General features: G+C 49.3%; 26 protein-coding genes and 1 other RNA gene. 10 read left to right on the top strand and 17 right to left on the bottom strand.

Annotation, left to right across the window (positions count from 1 at the left end):
- Positions 1-11 precede the first annotated feature (11 nt).
- Genes PGL02S_RS04475 through PGL02S_RS04465 form a run of 3 tightly spaced genes read right to left on the bottom strand, consistent with a single transcriptional unit; the run spans position 12 to position 2378 of the window.
- A complete protein-coding gene (locus PGL02S_RS04475) occupies positions 12-455 on the bottom strand; it encodes a DUF309 domain-containing protein (protein ID WP_036641593.1) in 444 nt (147 codons plus the stop codon).
- Positions 445-1257, bottom strand: coding sequence for a GTP pyrophosphokinase (locus tag PGL02S_RS04470; protein WP_006211680.1), 813 nt, complete (start codon positions 1255-1257; stop codon positions 445-447). The genes PGL02S_RS04475 and PGL02S_RS04470 overlap by 11 nt, the downstream gene beginning before the upstream one ends.
- Positions 1258-1283: 26 nt before the next feature.
- Complete coding sequence (locus PGL02S_RS04465; protein ID WP_173937162.1) at positions 1284-2378, bottom strand: quinone-dependent dihydroorotate dehydrogenase; 1095 nt, start codon at positions 2376-2378, stop codon at positions 1284-1286.
- Between the two features lie 195 nt (positions 2379-2573).
- Here PGL02S_RS04465 and PGL02S_RS28055 point away from each other — a divergent pair, with 195 nt between their 5' ends.
- Complete coding sequence (locus PGL02S_RS28055; RefSeq protein ID WP_006211682.1) at positions 2574-2711, top strand: hypothetical protein; 138 nt, start codon at positions 2574-2576, stop codon at positions 2709-2711.
- Here PGL02S_RS28055 and PGL02S_RS04460 read toward each other — a convergent pair.
- The 4 genes from PGL02S_RS04460 to PGL02S_RS04445 all read right to left on the bottom strand — a co-directional run bounded on the left by PGL02S_RS04460 (position 2708) and on the right by PGL02S_RS04445 (position 6909).
- A complete protein-coding gene (locus PGL02S_RS04460) occupies positions 2708-4105 on the bottom strand; it encodes a L,D-transpeptidase (RefSeq protein WP_036641591.1) in 1398 nt (465 codons plus the stop codon). The two genes, PGL02S_RS28055 and PGL02S_RS04460, sit on opposite strands and share 4 nt — an antisense overlap.
- Before the next feature lie 169 nt (positions 4106-4274).
- Positions 4275-4514, bottom strand: coding sequence for a ferredoxin (locus PGL02S_RS04455; RefSeq protein ID WP_006211684.1), 240 nt, complete (start codon positions 4512-4514; stop codon positions 4275-4277).
- A gap of 173 nt (positions 4515-4687) precedes the next feature.
- Positions 4688-6031, bottom strand: a complete 1344-nt coding sequence (locus tag PGL02S_RS04450; protein ID WP_036641589.1) for a DNA polymerase IV — start codon at positions 6029-6031, stop codon at positions 4688-4690.
- A gap of 35 nt (positions 6032-6066) precedes the next feature.
- Entirely contained in the window at positions 6067-6909 is an 843-nt protein-coding gene (locus tag PGL02S_RS04445; protein ID WP_036641587.1) for an MBL fold metallo-hydrolase, read from the bottom strand.
- A 236-nt stretch (positions 6910-7145) separates the two neighbouring features.
- Here PGL02S_RS04445 and cimA point away from each other — a divergent pair, with 236 nt between their 5' ends.
- Entirely contained in the window at positions 7146-8762 is a 1617-nt protein-coding gene (cimA, locus tag PGL02S_RS04440; protein WP_036641585.1) for a citramalate synthase, read from the top strand.
- A gap of 80 nt (positions 8763-8842) precedes the next feature.
- Here cimA and PGL02S_RS04435 read toward each other — a convergent pair whose 3' ends face one another.
- Positions 8843-9394 carry a TlpA family protein disulfide reductase gene (locus PGL02S_RS04435; RefSeq protein WP_006211688.1) on the bottom strand — a complete coding sequence of 184 codons (552 nt, stop codon included), beginning with the start codon at positions 9392-9394 and terminating at the stop codon, positions 8843-8845.
- A gap of 103 nt (positions 9395-9497) precedes the next feature.
- On the opposite strand from PGL02S_RS04435, the gene PGL02S_RS04430 reads away from it, so the two are divergent.
- The gene (locus PGL02S_RS04430) at positions 9498-10031 is read left to right on the top strand and encodes a M67 family metallopeptidase (protein ID WP_036641583.1); all 534 of its coding nucleotides are present in this window, start codon (positions 9498-9500) and stop codon (positions 10029-10031) included.
- Between the two features lie 14 nt (positions 10032-10045).
- On the opposite strand, the gene PGL02S_RS04425 is transcribed toward PGL02S_RS04430, so the two are convergent.
- From PGL02S_RS04425 to PGL02S_RS04415, 3 genes are read right to left on the bottom strand one after another with little or no spacing between them, the layout of a single operon-like run.
- The gene (locus PGL02S_RS04425; protein ID WP_006211690.1) at positions 10046-10786 is read right to left on the bottom strand and encodes a 3'-5' exonuclease; all 741 of its coding nucleotides are present in this window, start codon (positions 10784-10786) and stop codon (positions 10046-10048) included.
- Positions 10783-11862, bottom strand: coding sequence for a DUF294 nucleotidyltransferase-like domain-containing protein (locus tag PGL02S_RS04420; RefSeq protein WP_036641581.1), 1080 nt, complete (start codon positions 11860-11862; stop codon positions 10783-10785). The genes PGL02S_RS04425 and PGL02S_RS04420 overlap by 4 nt, the downstream gene beginning before the upstream one ends.
- 48 nt (positions 11863-11910) lie before the next feature.
- Positions 11911-13350, bottom strand: a complete 1440-nt coding sequence (locus PGL02S_RS04415; protein ID WP_036641579.1) for an ammonium transporter — start codon at positions 13348-13350, stop codon at positions 11911-11913.
- A gap of 293 nt (positions 13351-13643) precedes the next feature.
- Here PGL02S_RS04415 and PGL02S_RS04410 point away from each other — a divergent pair, with 293 nt between their 5' ends.
- Both PGL02S_RS04410 and PGL02S_RS04405 read left to right on the top strand, forming a co-directional pair.
- Positions 13644-14126, top strand: coding sequence for a MerR family transcriptional regulator (locus PGL02S_RS04410; RefSeq protein ID WP_231888223.1), 483 nt, complete (start codon positions 13644-13646; stop codon positions 14124-14126).
- A 42-nt stretch (positions 14127-14168) separates the two neighbouring features.
- Positions 14169-14849, top strand: coding sequence for a zinc metallopeptidase (locus PGL02S_RS04405; protein WP_006211694.1), 681 nt, complete (start codon positions 14169-14171; stop codon positions 14847-14849).
- 116 nt (positions 14850-14965) lie between these two features.
- Here PGL02S_RS04405 and PGL02S_RS04400 read toward each other — a convergent pair whose 3' ends face one another.
- On the bottom strand, positions 14966-15901 hold the full coding sequence (locus tag PGL02S_RS04400; RefSeq protein WP_006211695.1) for a LysR family transcriptional regulator: 936 nt from the start codon (positions 15899-15901) through the stop codon (positions 14966-14968).
- Positions 15902-15992: 91 nt separating this feature from the next.
- A complete protein-coding gene (locus PGL02S_RS04395; protein WP_006211696.1) occupies positions 15993-16607 on the bottom strand; it encodes a rhomboid family intramembrane serine protease in 615 nt (204 codons plus the stop codon).
- A gap of 120 nt (positions 16608-16727) precedes the next feature.
- Here PGL02S_RS04395 and tpx point away from each other — a divergent pair, with 120 nt between their 5' ends.
- The gene (tpx, locus tag PGL02S_RS04390; protein ID WP_006211698.1) at positions 16728-17246 is read left to right on the top strand and encodes a thiol peroxidase; all 519 of its coding nucleotides are present in this window, start codon (positions 16728-16730) and stop codon (positions 17244-17246) included.
- Positions 17247-17320: 74 nt separating this feature from the next.
- Here tpx and PGL02S_RS04385 read toward each other — a convergent pair whose 3' ends face one another.
- The 3 genes from PGL02S_RS04385 to PGL02S_RS04375 all read right to left on the bottom strand — a co-directional run bounded on the left by PGL02S_RS04385 (position 17321) and on the right by PGL02S_RS04375 (position 18896).
- Positions 17321-17713, bottom strand: a complete 393-nt coding sequence (locus tag PGL02S_RS04385; protein ID WP_006211699.1) for a DUF1499 domain-containing protein — start codon at positions 17711-17713, stop codon at positions 17321-17323.
- A 145-nt stretch (positions 17714-17858) separates the two neighbouring features.
- A non-coding RNA gene (gene ssrS / locus PGL02S_RS04380) (6S RNA) lies at positions 17859-18050 on the bottom strand.
- A gap of 45 nt (positions 18051-18095) precedes the next feature.
- On the bottom strand, positions 18096-18896 hold the full coding sequence (locus PGL02S_RS04375) for a YesL family protein (RefSeq protein ID WP_036641578.1): 801 nt from the start codon (positions 18894-18896) through the stop codon (positions 18096-18098).
- Between the two features lie 187 nt (positions 18897-19083).
- Here PGL02S_RS04375 and PGL02S_RS28520 point away from each other — a divergent pair, with 187 nt between their 5' ends.
- Positions 19084-19188 carry a hypothetical protein gene (locus PGL02S_RS28520; protein ID WP_006211701.1) on the top strand — a complete coding sequence of 35 codons (105 nt, stop codon included), beginning with the start codon at positions 19084-19086 and terminating at the stop codon, positions 19186-19188.
- A gap of 181 nt (positions 19189-19369) precedes the next feature.
- On the opposite strand, the gene PGL02S_RS04370 is transcribed toward PGL02S_RS28520, so the two are convergent.
- Positions 19370-20995, bottom strand: a complete 1626-nt coding sequence (locus PGL02S_RS04370) for a DEAD/DEAH box helicase (protein WP_081742797.1) — start codon at positions 20993-20995, stop codon at positions 19370-19372.
- Positions 20996-21281: 286 nt separating this feature from the next.
- Between PGL02S_RS04370 and PGL02S_RS04365 the strand changes: the two genes are divergently transcribed.
- From PGL02S_RS04365 to PGL02S_RS04355, 3 genes are all read left to right on the top strand, one after another.
- Positions 21282-22103, top strand: coding sequence for a YitT family protein (locus PGL02S_RS04365; protein WP_006211703.1), 822 nt, complete (start codon positions 21282-21284; stop codon positions 22101-22103).
- A 173-nt stretch (positions 22104-22276) separates the two neighbouring features.
- A complete protein-coding gene (locus tag PGL02S_RS04360) occupies positions 22277-22471 on the top strand; it encodes a hypothetical protein (RefSeq protein ID WP_006211704.1) in 195 nt (64 codons plus the stop codon).
- Between the two features lie 319 nt (positions 22472-22790).
- Positions 22791-23975, top strand: a complete 1185-nt coding sequence (locus tag PGL02S_RS04355) for a putative glycoside hydrolase (RefSeq protein WP_006211705.1) — start codon at positions 22791-22793, stop codon at positions 23973-23975.
- Positions 23976-24076 lie beyond the last annotated feature (101 nt).

Genomic DNA, 24076 nt, shown 5'->3' with positions numbered 1-24076 from the left:
GCACTTCCCATTCAATGGGAATGTGACCGTTCCGGCTTTCGCCGCTGCGGAATGTTGGGTTTTATATTCTCCGAAGCCATCTCAACCGCCTGCCTAAGCTCAGTATCCCCAATTTCTATGGTCAGATCCCTATAGGGAAAAGGATGAGCGTCATAGGACGACAGCTGCTTGGCATAACGGCGCACCTCACTCATCAGCTTCCCAAGGGAGATTCCCAGTTCATCCTCAGGATACACCTCAAGCCGGGATACGGCGCTGGTGAACATCTTGTACGCTCCTCTTACATTGTTGTTCCGAAAATGAAAGAGCCCCACAGCCACTTGCAGCAGTCCCTTATATCTTGGATCGCGGTCCTGCTCAAGCCACAGCTCCTCAAGCACCTCATGACATTCGAAATAATCCTGATCGCGGTTGAAATATACCAGGTAAGCTACGTATAACGGTTCATAACTCATGTTCGTTTACTTTCTTCTTCGCTTCGGAGAGCAGCTCTTTGACCTCGTCGAGCAGTACCTTCATCGCATCCATGTCGTGATTTTGCCAAATCACGTTAAACCGGCTCTGAAATGCAATCGCCTCATTAACAAGGTGGAAGAAATACAGCTTGTGAATCGCATTCAGCACCTGCGTCGTAATATTCGAGTCATCCTCGAACTTGCGCTGTGCCTCCAAAATATCCTCGCGGATGCTCGACATCTCCGTATCCAGCGTGTTGGCTGCTTCTCCGGCCTTCTTCAGCCGTGCCCGGATATCATCCGGAAGGCTTTCCCGGTACTTGTAGCTGAGCGAATGCTCAATCGTCGCCCAGAAGTTCATGGCCAATGTGCGGACCTGGATTTCGGCAAGAACTTTCTTTTGTCCCAGGGCAGTTTGCACCGGGTACTCGATAATCATATGAAAGCTGCGATAGCCGCTTTCTTTGAAGTTGGTAATATAATCTTTCTCAAATAATACGGTCAGGTCCTTCCGTGCCCGGATGTATTCGGCAACCCGCCGGATATCCTCCACGAACTGACACATGATTCGAATGCCTGCGATATCCTCAATCCCGGTTTCCAACTCGTCCATCGGCACATTGAGGCGCTTCGCCTTGTCCAGTATGCTCGAGATCCGTTTGACCCGACCCGTTACGAATTCGATAGGTGCGTATTCCTCCCGCTTCTTCAGCTCGGAGCGCATCGTCTTGAATTTGACCTTCAATTCCTCAACGGTCTGCTCATACGGAAGCAAAAATGTCCCCCAGTCTCTAACGTCCATCGCCTTGCCTCCTGTCTTTAACCCCTTTACCGATGATTAGCCCCGACGGCTTCGGAAATATGGTTGAATCCATCCCGTGCAAGCAGATCCCGAAGACCGGAATGCAGCTTGCGGTTCACCTCAGGCCCTTCATAGATAAGTGCTGTATAAATCTCCACCAGGCTTGCGCCTGCGCGTATTTTGTCATATGCATCTCTCGCCGTAAAAATCCCGCCAGACCCGATAATCGGAAGCGAACCGCCCGTCTGCTTATAAATGCGGGATACAATCTCTGTAGAGCGCTCACGCAGCGGCTTCCCGCTAAGGCCGCCGATTTCCTTGGCATGACCGTGAGTCAGACCCTCCCGGGAAAGCGTTGTATTTGTTGCGATAATACCCGAAACGCCGCTTGTGCTAATCGTATCCACCATGAACTCCAGTTCGGCATCACTTACATCCGGCGCAATCTTCACCAGAACGGCCTTATCGCCTCCATGGATTTGGGCTTGCCGTGACATTTCGTTCTTAACGGCTTCCAGCAAAGATGCCAATTCGCTTCCATGCTGAAGGCTGCGCAAGTCCGGCGTATTGGGTGAGCTGATATTGACAACAAAAAAGTCACCATACGGAAATAAAGCTTGGATGCAAGCTTCGTAATCACCGTTGGCTTTCTCGTTCGGAGTCGCTTTGTTCTTCCCGATATTCACGGCAACCGGAATACGGCGTTCCTTGAGTGCTGACAGCCTCTTTGCCATCGCCTCTGCACCTTCGTTGTTGAAGCCCATCCGATTGATGAGCGCCTCATCCGGAGGAAGCCGGAACAATCGCGGCTGTTCATTGCCCGGTTGTCCCTTCGGGGTCACCGTGCCTACTTCCATAAATCCGAAGCCGATGGAGGAGAATCCTTTGACGGCCTGTGCATTTTTATCCAACCCGGCGGCAAGTCCGACCGGTGTCGGGAAATGAAGCCCGAACAGGTCCACAGCCAAATCCGGTGTTTCGCTAACACCGTACATCCCCCGCATGACAGCGTCTGCGCCGACCACGCCGGAGGCACGTCCAAGCCCGCCAACGACAAGGTGGTGAGCCTTTTCGGGATCCAGTTTAAAAAATATAGGTTTGCCTATGTTGCGGTACAGCACATCCACTCTTCCTCTCATCCAGTTATTTCTCTATCCTTCAGTTTATCCGTTTCTGTCTCAAAAAGAAAGTTCTTCAGCATAAACCAGGCTATCGACTAATGAGGAAGTGATATGGTAATTTTAGGACAAACCTTATACAATAATAGAAGGTTGTATAAATATTTTCGCGATTATAAGAGAAAGAGGGGAAAGACCATGTCAGCCAAACGTAAACCTCCAACTTTGCAGCAGAAAAAAGAAGAGGTTAATAAGAAGGCCCTCGTATGGATCGGCTCCGGCATCGCTCTTCTTATTATCCTGATTATCGTTCTGATTGTTATTGCCCAGCCTTAATCCAGCCAGTGGTACACCTTGCCGGGGTTAGTCTGACCCTGGGAATGCTTGAGCTTAAAGCGCTCTTTCGGCGTCCACAGTTCTTCAGGAAGGACCCCTTCCCGGATTTTCACGGCTGTCCCCATCGGAATCATGTCAAACAGCTCTTCCACATCTTGCTTGAGCATTCGAATACACCCCTCGGATTCATTCGCTCCAATGCTGTCCACATCTTCAGTGCCGTGTATAGCGTATAACGTATCGGAAAGCTGCATTCCCCGCGTGCCATAGGGACCCTTCGTGGTCCCGTTCGGATTCACAACCTTATCACTGATATGAAAATCGCCCAGCGGCGTCTTCGCTCCGCCTAGCCCGACAGCATAATTACGCAGCAGGACAGAGCCGCTTACAACGGCAAGACGATGATGCTTGCGATCAATGATAACCTGAAGCGGCTGCTCAAAAAAAGGATCGCCTTTCGGTGAAGTTCCCCAGTACCCCGGCTCTTCTGTCATGTGCTCTTGTTGATTCCCTTGTCCGCCTGCTCCCTGCGACTGCTGCTTCATCAGAGCCCCGAACATGTCCTCCATCGCCTTGGAGCGTCCCGACAGCCAATTGTCAGGATACGGTTGTGTCAGATCATTCAAGCTCTTCGGCAGCTGGTCATGCCTGGCCTTATACCTGTTGGCCGCCTCCTGCAGAACCGCCGTTTCGACCTGCAAGTTCGCCCATCGTTCCGCCCCCCGCTTAAGCGCCGAACTGCTCGCGGGTTCACAATTACATTCTCCTGCTGCTCCTTCATAAGGCTGAATGGCGATAGCCCCTTGATCATTGCGGTGCAGTCCGTATAATCGCTCCATATCCTTGCTCCATAGCAGCCATTTGCCCGAGCGCTTCATTCCAAGCGCAACAGACCAGGCAGGCAGCTGCCGAGGCTGCTGGAGGAGTGAGGGCAGCATGCCGGAGGAATTATTCGCCTGACCGGATGCAACGGCTATGTATAGGGGTTCGTTACGGGAATGATTCTTCCCTTTATTGGCGGAAGAAGCTGAAACCGGCTCATCCGGCGGGAATCTGCCTTCTGCAACTTCCGCTGAAGAAGAGCCTGGCGCCTGGGCTGGCGGAATGAATACCAATAGCAATAACACCAGCGCTGCAAGCAAACGCCGGATGCGTTTCCGTTTGAGGTCCTTATCCCTCTCCATCTCCAATAAACGCTGCTCATAATTTTTCCATATATCAGACGGAACCTGACTGAGCTCAAAGGCTTCGTAGACTCCCTCCGCCTTATTGTAGCAATAGTTGGCCTTCCCCTGTTCACCGGCTTGCTCATATTCCTTGCCCAACAAATACCAGGCCATTTTATTATCAGGATGCGTCTCCACATACCTTTTGAGGTACAGCGAATTGTTCATTCGAGAGCCTCCTATATGACATTTTCACCTCTATTATCCTGTATATCGGTATAATGACACCAAATATGTATGAATGCCTATATACGAAAAAACGCCCCCTGCCGTTGAGGAGCAGAGGACGTCGGTATAAGTTCAATTAAGATGGAATATCAGGGATCGAGCGGTGTTCTTATTCTGCGTCAAACGGCTCGTCTGCAATCCGAATTGAATCCGTCGGGCAGCCGTCGCAAGCATCCAGCATATCGTCATGCATATCTTCCGGAATTTCGGTTACCCCGCGGTTGTTGTCTCCGTTGAAAATAACTTCTGCCAGGCCTTCGTCGTCGTAATCATAAATATCGGGTGCCGTTGCGCCGCATGCGCCGCAAGCGATGCAGGTATCTTTATCTACCCAAGTAAACTTCGCCATAGTCTCTCTTCCTCCTGTATATCTATAAACATCTCTATAAGACATAGTATAATATGACGGGTCACCCGTCACCATCTACATATATTAATACAATTTTTTTAGGAATACAAATATATTTCCTAAGATTTTCCGACAAAAATCGGCTCCACACTTAAGGAAATCAACAACTTTAACTAGTTGTCAAATGATTTGCGATCTGCCTCCTCGGAGGAGGGTCGCTCGGTCTTTTTGTTACCCTGCTCAAGATCCCTTACAAAATCCATCTGCAAGGAAGTCCCTCGCCGTTTATGATTGCGGATGAGTGACGATGGATCATCGCCAAGCATTCCCGCGGTCAGCACCGCACTCTCGCCGAATTTATTGCGCAGTTCGTCCATGACCCGGGTCAACGACTCCTTCTTCGGCTGTTTCTCATAATCGAACAAGTCCAGCTGAATCGCAGATTCCTCCTTGGCGATCAGCTGCTGCAGCGTTACGCCGAGAAGACGGAGCGGCTTGTCCTGCTTCCAGTGCCGATCATACAGCTTACACGCCTCGCGGTAGATATCCTCCGTCGTTTCCGTCGGGATAGCGAGATGTCTGGATCTGGTAATGGTCTTCATATCCGGTGTACGGAGCGTGATCTGTATACCACTGGTCATCAGCCCCTGCTTGCGAAGCCGGCGTGCCACCTGATCGCTCAGATTGAGCAGCACCCTTCTCGCCTCATCCGCCGAGGTAACATCCTGCGGAAGCGTGGTGGTGTGCCCGATCGATTTGCTCTGCTCCCGTTCTGCGACCACCGGCGCATGGTCTATGCCGCTGGCCGCGCGTTTCATCCACGATCCCATGACACCGAACGTGGCGGTTAGCAGGCTTTCTTCAGCAGCGGCGAGCTGGCCGATGGTCTGAATATTCAGCTTTCGCAGCTTCTCGGCGGTCTTGCTGCCAATGCCGAACAATTCCGCACATGGCTTGTTCCACAGCACCTGCGGCACATCCCGAATCCGCAGGACGGACAGCCCATTGGGCTTTTTCATATCCGAGGCCATCTTGGCAAGCAGTTTGTTGGGAGCAATGCCGACGGAGCATGGCAGTGACAGCTCCTCGCGAATGCGTTCCTGGATTTCCCGGGCGATATCCAGCGGCGTGCCGAACTGCTTCGAGCCCGTAATATCCAGATAACATTCATCAATCGAAGTCGCTTCCAATAACGGGGTATACGCATAAGCTATATTCATAAACGCATTGGAATACTTGCGGTAAAGATGAAAATCAGGCTGGATAATCATCAAGTCAGGGTGGATCCGCAGGGCCTGCCTCACATTCATTCCGGTGCGTATGCCGAGTGACCGTGCGGCGTAGGAGCATGTCACAATGACGCCTTTTCGCAGCTCGATGCTGCCTGCAACAGCCGTAGGCTTGCCCCGATAGATCTCAGGCTCCTCCGCCTCATGCACGGAACAGTAAAAAGCATTCATATCCACATGAAGAATAACGCGGCCGCTGGCCGGATAATAATGGTCGATATGTCCCACGGACGGATTCCTTCTTTCTTTCGGTTCGGTTCTACTTAACTCTGATGACTGCCCTCAGCTTGAAACTCATTTTGAATGATTCTCACATTTTCCTTGTGACACTCCGCCGTAAATTCGGAGACAAATCCGTGCTCCTCCTGCAGCTGATCAAGGGCCATATCATCGCCATCAACCACAGCCTGACGCAGCCGCTCCAGATAGCTCCGGGCGATCTCCACTCTTCGATCCATCTCCGATTGGCTTGTCGTATGCTGGCCATGCCCCGGGATGAGCAGAGTTACCGGATGCTCTTTCAGTATCCTTGCAGCTTGGCGAATCGTCCCCTCATAGTCCCATGCACTGTGGTAGATAAACGGGAGCTCAAAATCGGATAAGTAGTCACCGGCTGCAAATACGCATACGCCCACGGAGTCAATCACGGTGAACAGACCGTCAGCCGTATGTCCCGGCGCTTTATAGAACGTTAGTGTCGTGGAACCTAGTGCGAGCTGCTGTCCATCTTCCTCGATAACGATATCAAGCACAGGGAATTCTATAGGATAGTTGCGAGTAATATAATAGGAAGCATCAAAATCACGAATTAATTTCAGTTTACGCTCTTTGTCCGGGTGATCTCGGAGTCCGGCACTTCCAATCGTCTTGGCATCCGGAAAAGCTTTATATCCAATTATATGGTCATAGTCTCCATGCGTGAAGATGAGATAACAATCCCTGCCTCCCCGAACCCCGTTAACATGTTCACGGATTTCATCGATTTCGTGCGGCAGCCAGTTCGGATCGATGATAATGATGCTTTCATCCAGCTGGATGACCGTTGAAGTGGTCTGAAATAACGCACTTTGAAAAACCGTCACCTGTTCATCAGAATATTGAATCATGGCAAGACCTCCATTCCATTATATTTGGCTTAGACATCGGAATGTCCTATGTTATATTTCATCAGGAATCAAAGAATACGGCCAATGCCTTCAGCATAACGCTCACGCCTGACGATGGTCAACAATGGAGACGCTTTGTGAAAAGTTTTTTACTCTGTTACTTTCCCGCAAAGAAATGCTATAATACAAAATTATAAACAATGCGGTCCAATCCCGGACACCCAAAGGAGGACATCATGTCTAAGTCCATTTCCATCTTTGATACGACACTTCGCGACGGAACCCAAGGCGAAGGAATCAGCTTGTCAGCGGACGACAAGGTCAAAATCGCCAAGAAACTCGATGCACTTGGTGTTCATTATATTGAAGGCGGTATCCCGGGAAGCAACAGCAAGGACATCGAATTTTTCAAAAGAGTCCAGGATCTCGGCCTGACTTCAAAAGTAACCGCTTTTGGCAGCACCCGCCGCAAAGGTTCCATTGCTGATCAGGATGCCAATCTGCTTCGAATACTGGAATCCGGAGTCTCAGCGGCTACCCTGGTCGGGAAGTCTTGGGATTTCCACGTTCACACCGCACTTCAGACGACTCTTGAAGAGAATCTGGCCATGATCTATGACTCCATCGCCTTCCTTAAACAGAGAGGCCTGGAAGTGATTTTTGATGCCGAGCACTTTTTTGACGGCTTTAAGAACAATACGGAATATGCCGTTGCCGTCTTGTCCAAGGCACGAGATGCAGGTGCTGACTGGCTCGTTATGTGCGACACAAACGGAGGCAGTCTGCCGCATGAAATCTCGGACATCGTCACTTCTCTAACGGGGCAGCTCCCTGGCGCTCCACTCGGCATTCATACACACAATGATTGCGAGCTTGCCGTTGCCAACACCCTGAGCGCTGTACAGGCTGGTGTCCAGCATGTCCAAGGCACCATGAACGGATACGGAGAGCGATGCGGCAATGCAAATCTGTGCTCCATCATTCCGAATCTCCAGCTGAAGCTGGGTTATGATTGCATCGGGGACGATAAACTCCGCACCCTGACAAATACCGCACGTTATATCAGCGAAATCGCCAACGTGAATATGCCGGTTAATCAGCCGTATGTTGGCAACGCTGCCTTTGCCCATAAGGGAGGCATCCATGTCTCTGCGATTCTGCGCGATTCCAGAACGTACGAGCATATCGAGCCGGAGAAGGTCGGAAACAAGCAGCGTGTGCTGGTGTCGGAGCTGGCAGGACAAAGCAATATCGTATCCAAAGCGCAGGACATGGGTCTGGCCTTTGATCCGGCCAGCGAGCAATCCAAGCATATTATTGGCAAGATCAAGGAGCTTGAGCACGAAGGCTATCAATTCGAAGGCGCGGATGCTTCGCTGGAGCTGCTTCTTCGGGAAGCGAACGGAGAGCTTCAGGAGCTGTTCACGTTTGAATCCTTCAAAATGCTGGTGGAGAAGTCAGCCGGGCAGCCGGTCGTTTCCGAAGCCTTCGTCAAAGTCAACGTGGCCGGCGAGAGCATCTATACCGCAGCGGAAGGCAACGGTCCTGTCAACGCGCTCGATAATGCACTGCGTAAAGCACTGGTCCAATACTTCCCGACACTCAAGGAAATGCATCTAGCTGATTATAAGGTCCGTGTGCTGGATGACAAGGACGCAACCGCTGCTAAAGTAAGGGTTCTGATCGAATCCAAGAACTTCGAGAATGCCTGGAACACGGTTGGCGTATCCAGCAACGTCATTGAGGCGAGCTGGGAAGCACTTGTGGATAGTATGCGCTATGCGCTGCTAGGCCAGATTTCACCGGAGCAGACACATGAATCCGCCGCAAGGCAAGGCTTGATTAATCATTGATTTCTGAAATATAAATAAAAGCGCGTATCCGCTATGAACATAGGGAACGCGCTTTTTGATGTCTTACCTCCATCTGACGATTACTTCACCAGCTTGGCAACCTTCTTGTGAAGATCCTCGGGAGCAGGAGCGCCAAGAATAATTTCTTGGATCACGCCATTTCGATCGATAAGGACATTGGTCGGGAACACTTGCCCTTTATACAAATTCTCGAACACCTCTCCTTTCGGATCAAGCAGGATCGGATATCGAAGTTTAAAATCCTTGACGAATTGACGAGCTTTCTTCTCATTGTCGTACTTGGACACGTTCACGCCATAGATTTCAAGCTCATCTGCATATTTCTCTGCCAGCTTGTCAAGCTCTGGGGCTTCCTGCTTGCAAGGTTCGCACCAGGATGCCCAGAAGTTGATGATCATGGCTTTATCGCGCGCTCCGCCGCCGGCATAAGACTTGTCGTCCATCCCCTTCAGGGTAAATGCAGGAGCCAGAAGCCCTGCCCGGGCCCCGGTCTCTGTCGGGAGCGGTTTTTCCTGCATGAATACGGCTTGAATTTGATCACCGGCTTGATTATAGATAACCGCACCTGCTGCGACGATGAGCAGAGCGATAATGATCAGGTTACGTTTCATAGGTATAGGTTCCTTTGCTTATCTTAGTTATAGTCCCTATTGTACCCTGAAACCCTAATCTTTCAAACACGCCACGACCTGAATTTTGTCTGGAGGAAAAAAGATGACACCATGCGACGCGCCCCTGGAGCAGCTCCTGCTGCACGCAGAGGTTATTGAACATATAACGGAGCATATGTACGGTTGCCTGCCGCAGGAAGCTTGTGGGGTCCTTATCGGGCATTCACGGGCGGCAAGTCGGACGTTGACCGTTACACAGTTTATTCCCGTAAAAAATACAGCGGAGTCTCCGCTGCATTCATTTCATCTGGATCCGGTTCATTGGACCCGTCTGGCTTTAACCGAAAAAGGACTCGTCGGCTTGTTTCACAGCCACCCGCACACTTCGCCCGAGCCATCCCGAGAGGATATGCTTCAGCTTCCAACCTTCGGTGGATTGCTTCAGGTGTATGTCATCGCAGCACCGACAGTCTCCGCTGCCTCTGGCAACCATTCGCTTCAGCTTCATACTTACAAGATTATCAGGGGAAAAACACGCCTGGAATCCCCTGACCCTTGTAAAGTAAACACATTGGCACAGCACAATGCGGAGTCGTACGCCCTTGCCCCGATTCCTTTTGATATCCAGGAAGGATAACGGGCTCCCCGCTGTTATGCCTCGCTTAAATAAACGTACATATCTCCCAGTGTAGTTGCATCCCCGCGCGCCTGAATCTCTTTTATATAGTCCGCCCACAGCCTGGCGGTCATGCGCGCGTCCGAGAGTGCGTGATGTCTGCCCTCCACCGGAATGCTGCAGTTTCGCAGCAGTTCATCCAGGCTGTAATCCGTCTGTTCCGGATATAGCCTCTGCGCCAGCATCATCGTATCGAGCAGCCTGTGGGTCAAGCGAACCTTTGAAGTTTTCCACAGAGCTGCATTCAGAAATCCCCGATCATGCGCAGCTGCATGGGCGACCAGAACCCTGCCCCCTACAAAAGCCATGAAATCATGCAGCCCCTCCATTAAAGGCGGGGCTGCATCAACCATATGCTGCGTGATGCCTGTCAGCTCGGTTATAAATGGAGGGACAGGGGAACCACTGTTCACGATCATATGAAAGGACTCCTGCTCGATAACCTGTTCCCCGATGACCCGGACTGCACCGAATGATAAAATCTCGTCGCCATGCTGGTGATTGAACCCTGTTGTCTCCAGATCGAATACAACAACCTCAAGCTCGTCCAGTGGAGTTCCAAGGACCTCCGGTCTCCGGTTATCCTTCATCTGGGACCGGATGAAGGCGAGCTGCTGCGCTGTCTGTGCCCCGCGCATGGAGGCGATTGCGGAATTAATGTTACCTGAGCGCAGCGATCTCCAGAAGCCGCCGTTTGATTGTACCGGTTCCGTCATGGGTTCCTCCTTTCCGCAAAACGGTGCTCGCGCTGCAATGACCGGTGTATCCGCCTGACAACACCAAGTGTATCGCGAAGCTCATACTGCATGGTTTTGCTCTTAAGCTGCTCCTGCGGGATATAACCGCTGCTTGTGATCAGTCCATTCTCGATCCGATACGGTGTGTCGTTTCTTAAACGAAGCGCCGTCAGGAAGGCACGCTGGACACTCTCCAGAAGCAGGTTGCCTCCTTCCAGCAGCATGACCCTCTCCATTCGCTTCAGCGTGGAGGTTTCGATGATGCCTCGCTGTAATGCCATCGTTCGAATGCTGTTTACAAGAGGGATATACACGCCATACTTCACATCAAAATCTCCGGCATGCTCACCAAACCGTTCCGTGACAATCCTTCCCATCACATTAAGCGTTGCTTTGTGCTTGACAGTGTTCCGAAGCACGGCATTGCCGATGTCCGGATGCTGTTCAACGGAACTGCGGAAATGCTCCGTCCAGGCTTCCGTAAGCTCGCCAGCACCCGAGATGTGACGCAGGTCCGCAGCGATGATGAAATTGCGAATCGGCTCCCACTGCTGGTCGCTGCACCAATCACTAATCTGATTCTTCCAATCCTCTAGGCGTTTACTCCACAACGGTTCGGAACACATCACCTTTCCCGAACATTTAGGGTAGCCTGTATACTCCAACAGATCCGATAGACGAAGTCCAAATTCCCGAAAAAATGGAAGGTTTTCCTCGCCCAGCTCATCGCCAAGGATCAGACCGTTATCCTGATCGCTCCACAACGTAGCTTCCTGCCTTCCGCTGCTGCCAAAAGCAACAAACGCATAACGTGCAGGAGGCCGGCCGTAGCCAGCCTCCCACATGTCCTGCTCACAGATAGCCGCGGCACGCTGCCCAATCAGATCGTGCATCCGATTCACAGAAGCGATCCATTCTCTAAGCTCCATGTCACTACGCTTCTCAAGGAGATGATTCTGACAAGCGATCCGTTCATCTCGTAATTGCTGGGCTGATACTGCTTTCTGAATTTCCGAGAATACCGGAAACAGATTTACGGATTTCAGAGGTTTCATGCCGCGGCCTCCTTATTACATGCTTCATAAGCAATTCATGGTTAGGACTTATAATGACGCATCGCTTCCAGGAGTTATTTTGCTTCCGGAACGAAACTCGGGAGATTTGCCTTCCGATTCCACCAGGAGTTTCATTTGCTCCGGATATCCATAAGTACCATGCTCACTAATATCTAGACCCATCAATTCTTCTTCTTCCGTTACACGGATACCCATCGTAACTTTCATGATGTACAGAATAATGAATGAGATCACAAGAACGAATGCAAACGTACCGATCAGACCCAGAAGCTGAACCCCAAGCTGTCCGAAGCCGCCGCCGTAGAACAGCCCTGCCTTACCTACACCCGTAATTTCAACAAGTCTTGGTGCTGCGAACAAGCCGGTGGACACTGCGCCCCACATACCCGCAATACCATGTACGGAAAATGCATATACCGGATCATCAATGCCTTTGCGATCAAACCACTGAGCGGTAAAGAAAGTAATCGTACCCGCAACCGCACCGATAACAACGGCCGCCCACGGCTCTACGAATGCGCAAGCGCCTGTAATTGCAACAAATGCAGCAAGGATACCGTTCAGCATGCTAGGAATGTCTGCTTTGCCAAGAACCGCCCACGAGATCAGCAGTGCTGCAAGTGCACCTGCCGCAGCGGCGATGTTTGTATTCAATGCCACGAAACCGAAGAATCCGTCCGTAAGTGCGGAGATGGTGCTGCCTGGGTTAAATCCGAACCAGCCGATCCAGATGATGAATACGCCGAGGACAGATAGGACCTGGTTGTGGCCCGGGATGCTGTTAGGCTTCCCGTCTTTATTATATTTGCCCAGACGAGGTTTCAGAAGAATGGTAGCCACCAAAGCTGCCGTAGCACCAGTCAAGTGAACAACGGTCGATCCGGCAAAGTCCTGCATGCCCAGAGCCCCAAGCCATCCACCGCCCCATACCCAGTGAGCAACAATCGGGTAAATCACGATGGTGAACAGTAAGCCGAACACGATATAAACGCTCAGTTTTGCACGTTCAGCCATACCGCCGCAAGCGATAGCCAGGGATACGGCCGCAAAGGATAAGTGGAACAAGAACATTATCGTGGTAGGCACATCATAAGCCGATAATGAATCGAATGAACCCGATGCATTGTCACCACTTAAGAAGAAACCTTCAAATCCGAAAAAACTGTTCCCGTTACCGAATGCTAGACCAAATCCTAGCGCCCAGAATGCTACGATCGAAATACCGAAAGTCAGGAATGTTTTACCTGCAACGTGCCCCGCATTTTTCATACGAACCGATCCGGCCTCCAGCAGAGCGAATCCTGCTTGCATGAAGAATACGAGCAAAGCTGCCAAGAATACGAACACGGAATTCAAACCAGCCGTTAATTCAACGTTTGTGGCTCCCCCATCAGCGGCGAACGCGCTCGCCGGGAATGCGAGTAGTGCGATTACTCCCGCCATTAAACCTAGCCATCTTTTTTTCATGTTTTACACTCCCCTTTGTGTTAACTAATATAACATATCCTTGAATTCATATTGTCATTATAGGGGGACGCTTGAAAATTCGCAACGGTTTTTTTCAAAAAAAAGTCCAAAATACGTCTTTTATGTAATGTAATATAACATTAAGCGCATACAGTGCAAATGACCTTACATCATATGTAGTTAAAAAAAGGCTTAACTGCAAGGTTTTTTCGTCACAACTATGACGTTTGACTGTATGGTTCCTGATCATGTATCATATTTCTATTAAAATGAAAATATAAATGCATTCATTAATGTCCAATTCAATGAAGGCTTGTGAGGTGATGATTATGGGGATCATGAGCGGAAACCTTTTCCGGATAGGCGAACTGGCCAAGGCTGCCGGAATCAGCGAAAGAACCATTGACTACTATACTAAGCTGGGTTTGATCTCCCCTGAAAAACGGACGTTAAAAAACTACCGGTTGTACAGTTCTGAAACCTTAAGCACTCTCGAACGTATTAATCAGTTAAAGCAAGAGAAATATACTCTCGATGAGATTAAGGAAAGACTGGATCGGTGGAAGTCAGTTGCCGATGATTCCGAAATGACGGAAAAGCTGACCAAGCTCGAAATACAGATGAAACAGCTGGAACGGGATGTTAAGGAACTCAATCCACTCCTGAGCGAACTAAAGCCCAGTCAAGCCAAGGAGGTACTTGCTAATATTCTTCCCAAAGGAGCTGCTTGTATCGAGTCACTTCAAATTTTGCTGAATCAGTTCACTTCGATGTAACAATGCCGCGCCAAATTACAACTTAGTATGGGGGTATGATAAATGTATTCTGACTGGATGTTTATTCTCATTATAATCGCGTTTATTTTCTCACTATGGGCTCAATTCCGTGTTAAAGGCACATTTAATAAGTGGGCCAAGGTTGAGAACAGCACAGGCATGACCGGCTATGATGCAGCCCGGCGTATGCTGGATGCCAACGGTCTTCACGATGTTCCCATTGAACCGGTGCCAGGCGCGCTGTCTGACCACTACGATCCGACCAAGCGTGTTGTCCGTCTGTCAGAGCCTGTATATTACGAGCGTTCCATCTCAGCTGTCTCTGTTGCTTGTCATGAGGTCGGCCATGCCATCCAGCATGCCGAGCATTATCCGATGCTCGTTGCCCGTCACAAGATGTTCCCGGTCGTTAACATTGCATCCGGTATCGCGCCGTTTCTCTTGATTGCCGGTTTCCTGTTCCAGGCCATGAACCTTGTCGGTCTCGGCATCATCTTCTTCTCTTGTGCCGTTGCCTTCCAGCTTGTCACCCTGCCGGTCGAGTTTAACGCGAGCAACCGTGCTCGCCAGCTCATGGTACAGGAAGGTTACATTGCCAATGACGAAGAACGTGGAGTTGCTAAGGTATTGAACGCTGCTGCATTGACTTATGTCGCTGCTGCATTGATCTCCTTGCTGGAGCTGATTCGTTATATTATGATCTTTACAAGCAACCGCGATTAACATAACATCGGTATAAGAACTAACAAAGAGGGCTTTCCTCTCACCATTGATCGGTGGAGAGGAAAGCCCTCTTTTTATATTTGATGATGTTTTTCTCGTAATTTAATGAAGCCAACCTAGGGAGCTGAAGCGGTGTCCGCTTTCCCTTCCTTTTTTGGTGACGGGTCAATACCAAAGTATTGAAGCAAGAACGCGCGGAAAGCCTGAGCAACCGGCGGGAGCTTCTCATCGGCACGGTGAATCAGACCGATCGAACGCGTTACCTTCGGCTCGGAAATCCGAACGCGAGCCGGTTGGAGCGGGTTCGTCTGGAAGAGCGCCATTTCAGGAAGCAGACTGACCCCCATGCCGGCAGCAACCAGTCCGCGAATCGTATCCGTCTCCTCGCCTTCAAAGGCAATCTTCGGCGTAAATCCAGCTTCCAGGCATGCGTGCCACACAATCGGACGCAGGGAATATCCTTTGCTGAACAGCACAAAGCGCTCCTCTTTCAATTGTTCCAGCTTAATGGACTGCTCTCCGGCAAGCGGATGATTCGGCGGCAGGATCGCAAACAGCTCCTCTGTCAGCACGATATCCCCATCCACTTGATCATGTCGATCCGGAAAAGGGGATACAAAGGCCAAATCCACCTCGGCCCCGACCACGTCCCGGATCAATGTCGGGAACATCCCCTGTTTGAAGCGGAACTTCACGTTCGGATATTTCTTGCGGAACTCAGCCACAATGGACGGAATGAGATGAATGCCCAGGCTGTGAGGGAAACCGATGCGAATCTCTCCCTGCTCCGGATCCAGAAATTCATGTATCTCGACGACCGCGCGGTCCAAATCCTTCATGATGCTCTCCACCCGTTTGCAAAAAAGCTGACCTACCGGAGTTAACTGCAGATTCCGGCCTTTTTGCATGAACAAATTAACACCAAGCTCTTCTTCCAGCTGATGAATTTGACGGCTGACGGCTGACTGAGCCACATGAAGCTCTTCTGCCGCTTGGGTAACGTGTTCCTTTTGCGCAACCTTTACAAAGTATTGCAACTGTCGTAATTCCACGCCTTTTATCGCTCCATTCTTATTCCCTAGAAGACTTGAAGACTTTATCCAAATCATCCAATTCTATTATAACAGACCCTCTAAGGTCCGATTATGTCCGACGTTTAAATAATCGAATCATGAGGCCGTAGAGGAAAAATCCGCCTACCAATCCGCCGACATGGGCTACAAGACTGACCCCAGGGGTGAACGAGAACAGAATCCCCAGAATAAGCAGGGTATACAGCGTCTTGCGGGACGACTCATCAATGACATGCCGCTGGAACAGGGCGATGTACAGATAAGCGCCATAAGCTCCGTAGATGGCTCCTGATGCGCCTACAAGGAATGTGTAGTGTTCCATGCGCTCATAATAAGCCAATCCGATTACATTACCGAGAACACCGCTGAGCAGATACAGAATAGCAAACTTCCAGCTCCCCATGATTCTCTCCAGTGGAGGAACAAATACCAGCAGTGCAAAGCTGTTGAACAATAGATGATCAAAGCCGTTATGCAAGAACATCGCCGTGACATATCTCCATGCCTGATCTACGAATTCCGGCAAATCCGACAAAGCGCCGTATTTCAGCAGCGTAACCGGATTTCTGGATCCTCCGTCAAACGCTGTAATCACAAACATTACAAGGTTGATCACAAGCAGCAGCGATGTCACAGGATAATAACGCAAATAACTCTTCCAGTTTTCATAACGTACGAAAATCATAGCATCCTCCTCATCCTAACCAGGCCAAGGGCGCCCTTAGTGGACATTCCCTTTTTAAAAAGATTATAATGTACCATGAACCTGATCACCAAACTTTGATATCCAAGGAGGAGATTTTTCATGGCTCAAGAACGTTCAGGAGCTGCCACTTTTAAAGGCAATCCTATTACACTCATCGGACCAGAGCTCAAGGCTGGTGACAACGCTCCAGATTTTACAGTGAGCAAAAACCTGCTGGAAGACGCATCTCTTAAAGATTTTGCAGGTAAAATCAAGCTGATCAGTGTAGTCCCTTCCCTCGACACCGGGGTATGCGACGCGCAGACACGCCGTTTCAATGAAGAAGCCGCTGGACTGGGCGATGACGTTGTTGTTCTCACCGTCAGTGCCGACCTTCCGTTTGCCCAAGCCCGTTGGTGCGGAGCAGCAGGTGTTGACCGTGTCGTCACGCTGTCCGATTATAAATCTCGCTCTTTTGGCGAAGCATATGGCGTGCTCATTAAGGAATTCCAACTCGACATGCGTTCGATCTTCGTAGTGGATGCCAACGATAAAATCGCCTATGTAGAATACCTTGGCGAAATGACAGAGCACCCGAATTACGAGGCTGCCGTAGAAGCGGTTAAATCTCTTAGATAACACCGCCAAAGGCTACATACACTGTACACTTTTAAAAAGCGGGAGAGCAGCTCTCCCGCTTTTTTCTTATTCTACTAAGCATCCACTTTATACTTGCTCAGTTTTTTGTCAAGTACGGCGTACAGGTTCAGGATGACCCGGTAATTCGCCCCCAGATCCCCTAGGGAACCGCGAGACGCCGAATACATATCAACTGCACTGCGAACCGGACTGATGCCGAGCACGGATACGGTAATGTCCAGTGTACGTCCGAATGAGGTTCTTTTCTCGAGTGTGATTTCTCCAACGGACTTAACCTCATGCAGAACTTTGTAGCCCGGAATTTTTTTCAGTGTCGAGGAAACCTCTTCAAAACACTTTTCTTTTGAAAGATTGTAATAACGCGTCTTCAGCTTGGGATCTTTAGCACGGTCGCTTGTGCCGTCATAGCTGCGCACGATACCAATTAGAACTCGTTTTAATGACAAAGACCGTTCCTCCTTTATAAATGACCGTTCCTTTCCATACTCTAGTTTAACATTGTTTATGCTTTCAGCAAACCTTTATATACAGCAAAAAGGCACCTCTTTCACTTCGAATTCGAAATAGAAGAGATGCCTATTCATTGGTTTAACGAAACCCGCCTATGCCGTCCGGTAAACATTGTCTTCGAACCTGCATTAGCAGGTGGGTGACCGCAGAATCGCTTATGAATTCCCCTTGTCATATAGACAGGGCATTCCAGCCACGATTACGTATTGATCTCCCTAGACATCGTCATTGGTTCAAAACAACGGGAAACCGAAACGAACATCGCAGGATGTAGTCTTATTATAGGAGGTTTTGCCGGAAAAGTAAACCTCTCGTTATTTAAGGCTTCGACCCGTTCTCTTCCTTTTTGACGGAATCCATGCTTTCCAGAAGCGCCTGTTCCGTTTCCGACTCCTCCTCGGCCTTCTTCATCTTCTCCTGCTGTTCCTGCATCTTCGTAAAGGTCGCATAGAAGTTGAAGAATGCAAACAATGCCATCAGGCAGAACAGGAAGAACACGAAGAGCACCGGCATCTGTGTACCGATATACACCAAGACAGCGCTTCCGATCAACGTCGAAAATACACGAAACGGACGAATCAAGGTCAACAGCACTGCGTTTTTCAGCAATTGCAGGGTCTTCATCTCATAATGAACCGTCATGGAAAAGAAATTGAACAAGGAGACAAACAACACAATAAGCAGCACCAGCATGACAATGCCGACAAGCTGGAAGCCATCGAGCTGCGTCATATAAACCGTGTAATCCACATACATAATCACGAACAGCAGCGTATAAAATATGCCGCCGATCATGCTCTGTTTGTAGTTTTCCTTATAACCCCTGAAGAATGTTTTGAATACGGATACATCCGAATTACCCATAACCCATTTGCGTACAACGTTGAATAAAGCTGCTGTAGCCGGGAACAACACAAACGGTGACAAGATTCCCAGCATCCAGTTCGACAACAGCTGCTCATTATGCGCATCCGGTGTCTGAACGGCCATCAGGAATTTGGTTAGTACGATAAACAGGAAAGGCGATGTACAAATAACCCACAAGATGTTAGAAAAAGCAATACGGGTAATCCACTCGGTGAGCTTATATAAGCCACCCATGGCTCCTTTCATTTCCAAATCCGTTTCCTCCTCACTCAAATCATGCATGTATCTATTAATATACCTTATTTTGCACATGCATTGCCAGAGCCTAATTTGAAGAGTGCTAGGTGTATATCCAATCCAATGCCGCTGTTTCTCCATAGGATATCACGTAATCCATTTAACAAGATTCAATTTTTAAAATTAAGAGGAGGGATTATGTATGTCTTGTGAAGGTGTAGGCGGTTACGGCTACGGAAATAATGTTGGTATTGTCCTGGTTCTGTTCATTCTGCTTGTAATTATTCTGAGCACATTCTATATCTAATGTCTCCCGAATCAGATCCGCTGTTATGCGTAAAACTGCGCGGTTAAAAAGAAGGTACACCCTTGGTGGTGTACCTTCTTTTACCATGAAAAAAAGACGAAGCACAGCTCCACCTTAGACGGGGAGCTGCTTCGTCTTGAATTCAGTTATTTCGGTCAAAAGAATTAACCGTCAGAACCCATTATTCGTCTCCGCTCCGGTTAGGACGACGCTCGCCGCCTCCGCTGTAAGAGCGCGGCTTACGGTCACCGCTGTTGTTACGGTCACGGTTGTAACCACCACCGTCGCGATTGCCGCCATAGCTGCTGCCGCCATCACGGTTATATCCGCCTTTGGAGTAGCCGCCACGGTTACCACTGCTGCCGCTGCCACTACTGCCGCTGCCACCTTCACGTCGATATCCGCCGCCACCGCTGTTGTTGCGGCCACCATAGCCACCGCTTGGTTTGCGGCCACTGCGGATATCCGGCTTCCGGCGCTTCGCACGAATCGGATCTTCTGGTGTCAGATGAATATCAGATGCTTCCTTCTTGTCGCCAGTCAGGATTTTCATCGCTGCTGCCAGCAATTGTACGGAGTCATACTGCTCCAGCAGTTGAATAGCCAGACCTTTGTATTCCGTCAATTCGCCTTGCTCGATGATCTCAAGCACACGCTCCGCGATGATGCGCTGTTTGCCTTCAATCGCTTCAGCAATCGTTGGCAAAGGCTTACGAGGGATACGATGACGTGTAACGCGCTCGATGAAATAGAGGTGATCCATCTCACGAGGAGTCACGAAAGACCATGCCGTACCTTCTTTACCCGCACGGCCTGTACGACCGATACGGTGTACATAGCTCTCCGGATCTTGAGGCAAGTCAAAGTTCACAACGTGGGTAACGCCCGATACGTCGAGACCACGTGCTGCCACATCTGTTGCCACCAGGACATCGATGCTTCCATCGCGGAATTTACGCATAACGGTATCACGTTGATGCTGGGACAGGTCGCCATGAAGGCCGTCTGCGGAATATCCGCGTTTTTGCAGAGCTTCTGCCAGCTCGTCTACGCGGCGCTTGGTACGTCCGAATACAATCGCAAGCTCAGGAGACTCCATATCCAGAAGTCGGCTCAACGCTTCGAATTTTTGACGCTCAGGAACTTCGATATATGCTTGATCAATCAGAGGTGCACTTACGTGCTTAGGAATAACGGATACATGCTCAGGATCTTTCAGGAACTGGGATGCGAGCTTCTGAATGTTAGCCGGCATAGTTGCGGAGAACAGCAAGGTTTGACGTTCTTCAGGAACAAGCTTAAGGATCGACTGAATGTCTTCCATGAAGCCCATGTCCAGCATTTCATCCGCTTCATCCAGTACAACGGTTTGTACATCGTCAAGTCGGATTGTTTTTCTGTTGATGTGGTCAAGTAATCGACCTGGTGTACCGATAATAATTTGAGGCTTCTTTTTCAAAGCGCGGATCTGGCGCCCGATATCTTGTCCGCCGTAAATAGCCAAGGAACGAATTCCTTTGAAGCGGGACAACTTGCCAATTTCTTCTGCAACCTGAATGGCAAGCTCACGGGTAGGCGTCATGATGAGAGAGACGATACGCTCTTCTTCCTTAGCGATTTTGTGAATAAGAGGTAGGCCGAATGCTGCTGTCTTACCTGTACCAGTTTGTGCTTGTCCAATCATATCTCTTCCGGTAAGAGCAATCGGAATCGATTGGGATTGAATCGGTGTGGCTTCCTCAAAGCCAAGCTCAGTAATTGCTTGCAGCACGCGCGGCTCCAAGCCAAAATCTGCGAAATTTTTCAATAGGTTCATACTCCTTCTATCTGTGGACATCCACTTTCTTATCTGTATTCTTAAGTAGTGGTAACGTTTATAGGCTTTCCCGGCCAGCAGGATTTTCTGCACGAGGTGAACCGGTATATTTCTCTTATCACCAGTGTATGGACTGGTTAATGTATAATCATCCTGATAAGCTTGCAAAGTTATCAATGTAACGGACTACTCAAGAATATCCAATACATTATATCACAAAACAATTCTGGAATACCAGCAAGCTTAAAGAAGTCATAATAACCGGGAGGTGATTCCTATGTTGAAGCGTCTATGGACCTATTTCTCAATTGTATTCGGCGGCATTATTATTGCGAGCGGATTCAACCTGTTCCTGATTCCCCATCATTTACTAAGCGGGGGTGTTTCCGGTCTCGCCTTAATTATCGGCTATTTTACGCCGCTTAATATCAGTATCATGTATTTTGTGCTCAATATTCCCATTCTCCTTACGGGTTGGTTCAAGCTGGGAAAACGATTCGTCGGGCTCAGTATACTGTCAGTTGTTGTCACAACCCTGTTCCTCGAGATCATCCCGGTTAAGGTGGTTGCCACCGAAATGCTGCTGTCCTCCGTATTCGGTGGAGTGCTTGTCGGCTTCGGTACCGGCCTTTCCTTTCGGGTTGGCGGATCGACAGGTGGCTTTGATATCATCGGCTCCCTTGTGACCAAATATCGGGACTTTCCTGTTGGCAGCGTGCTTGTCACTTTGAACGCTATCGTCATCATGGCAGTTGCTTATCTCGAAAACGACTGGAATCTGGCACTCGCCTCCATGGCATCCATCTATGTTGCCGGAAAAATGGTGGATATGCTCCATGTCAGCCATATCAAGGTTACCGTGTTCATTGTGACAAACCAGACGGAAGCCCTGCTCGAGAAGCTGCTCAAACGCCCCCGCGGTATTACCAAGATCAAAACCCAGGGAGCCTTCAGTCATAAAGAGAAGGATATGCTTATGACCGTCACCACACGATATGAGCTCGCCGAGCTGAAGCAAATTATTACAGAAACGGACCCGCATGCTTTTGTTAATATCGTGGAAACCACGGCCGTAATAGGACAATTCCGCAAAAACTAAATATTTGCCGCGTGTGAGGGTACGGCAAATTTGTGGTATAATATTTGTGCGCGGTTCCTACAATAATTCATGAGATCTGTTTCCCGGGCATCTCTCCTGGCCCAATTTTAATTGTTTTTCCGTTTTACTGAAGACGTCCTACCTAACCAACTTGGAAGGAAAGGGTGATTTTTATGGAAATGGAAACGGTAAAATTGTCACAAATCGTCATGAAGTGGTTCCCGGAAATGATACCGTTCTTTAGACAGAACGAACTGAACTCCATGATCGTTTTGCGGGACGGGCTGAGTATTCTGGAGCAGGAGGACGCTCTTGAAATCATTCAGTTCAGCATTTGCGAGCATCAGAACCAAACTCCGCTGCATTAATTTTAAGCAATACGTGAAAATTGCACGACGAATGCCGTTCTTCTCCGGGGATATATCGACCGGTGAATAACGGCATTTTTTATCCGCAACTCTCGCGTCGTTACTATAACGGTTACTCCCCCATGTTCACATGTTGTTCACGGTCTTCTACAGCAAAAGTCCCTTTTATCGTTTAAAACGCCCTTCAACCGTTTAATGTAGACAAGGTATGCTTACCGCCGCTTCTAAGTTTATTGTCGATTGTAACAAACCTGTTCTTTTTGAAGGCATACGTTCCTTTATAATCATGATGTGAATGTACACAAGGGAGAGAGTAATTATGAATATCATCTTGGCTTTATTCATCTTGGCGTCAGCGGGCTTCGGCGGTTCCAGTCCACAGGACAGCACGCTTACCGCCAAACTTCAGGCATCATTAAATACCGCCATGATTCAAGGCATGCATCAAAACAATCAAACTCAAGGCCAGAGCGGCCTCAAGCCAAACACCACCGAGATCGACCCGCAGGTTGATGCGCCTAAAGTCAAAGGCATTTATGTAACAGCTTATAGCGCAGGCGGCTCCAGAATGAATCAGCTTGTCGATCTGATGGACAAGACCGAACTCAATGCCATGGTCATCGACATCAAGGATGATGAGGGATACATAACGTACAAGACCGATAATCCGAAACTGAAGGAGCTCGGTAAATCCCAGCCTTTTATCAAAGACATCAACCAATTGATGAAGCGTCTGGAGAAACACGATATTTATCCTATTGCCCGGGTCGTTGTGTTCAAGGATACCATTCTCGCCAAGAAAAACCCGGAGCTCTCCTTCCGTAAAGGAGATGGCAGCGTATGGACCAATGGCGGCGGCGACAGCTTCGTCAACCCGTACAGCAAAGAGGTCTGGGATTACAACATCGAAATTGCCAAAGAAGCAGCAAAACTCGGATTCAAGGAAATCCAGTTTGATTATGTTCGTTTTCCAGAGGGCTTCGAGAAACGCGCCGATTCCCTCAAATATACCAAGACGGATCAATCCCGCGTGGACGTGGTATCCGACTTCGTGCAGTATACCCGTGAACAACTGGCACCACTTGGCATCCGCGTATCCGTAGATATTTTCGGATATGCAGCTTCGGTCCCGGCCGCAGAAGGCATTGGCCAGGACTTTGTCAAGATTTCCAAAAACGTGGATATCATCAGTCCGATGGTGTACCCGAGCCATTACACGGCAGGCTGGTTCGGCTCCCCCGTTCCGGATAAAGCTCCTTACCAAACCATTAAAGGCTCCATGGAGGATACCCACAAAAAGCTTGACGAGTTGGGAGAAAAGAAACCGATCATCAGACCTTGGATTCAGGACTTTACGGCCAGCTGGCTCGGAAGCGGAAATTATGCCAAGTACGGTAAAAAAGAAATTGAGGAGCAGATTCGTGCCCTCAAGGATACGAATGTCGATGAATATTTGCTCTGGAATGCTTCCAACCGGTACACCGAAGGTGTTACACATAAATAAATTCATCGATCATCAGAACAACGGGTCAGCCATCCAACGGCTGGCCCTTTGATCATTATCGTATCTTTGAAGGCGGCATTCCCCTTGACAGCAGGTGCTAT

The organism is Paenibacillus glucanolyticus NBRC 15330, from assembly GCF_004000885.1.
Classification (GTDB): Bacteria; Bacillota; Bacilli; order Paenibacillales; family Paenibacillaceae; genus Paenibacillus_AQ; species Paenibacillus_AQ glucanolyticus.
The sequence above is the reverse complement of the archived record's forward strand: the minus strand, read 5'-3'. Positions and strand labels throughout refer to the sequence as shown.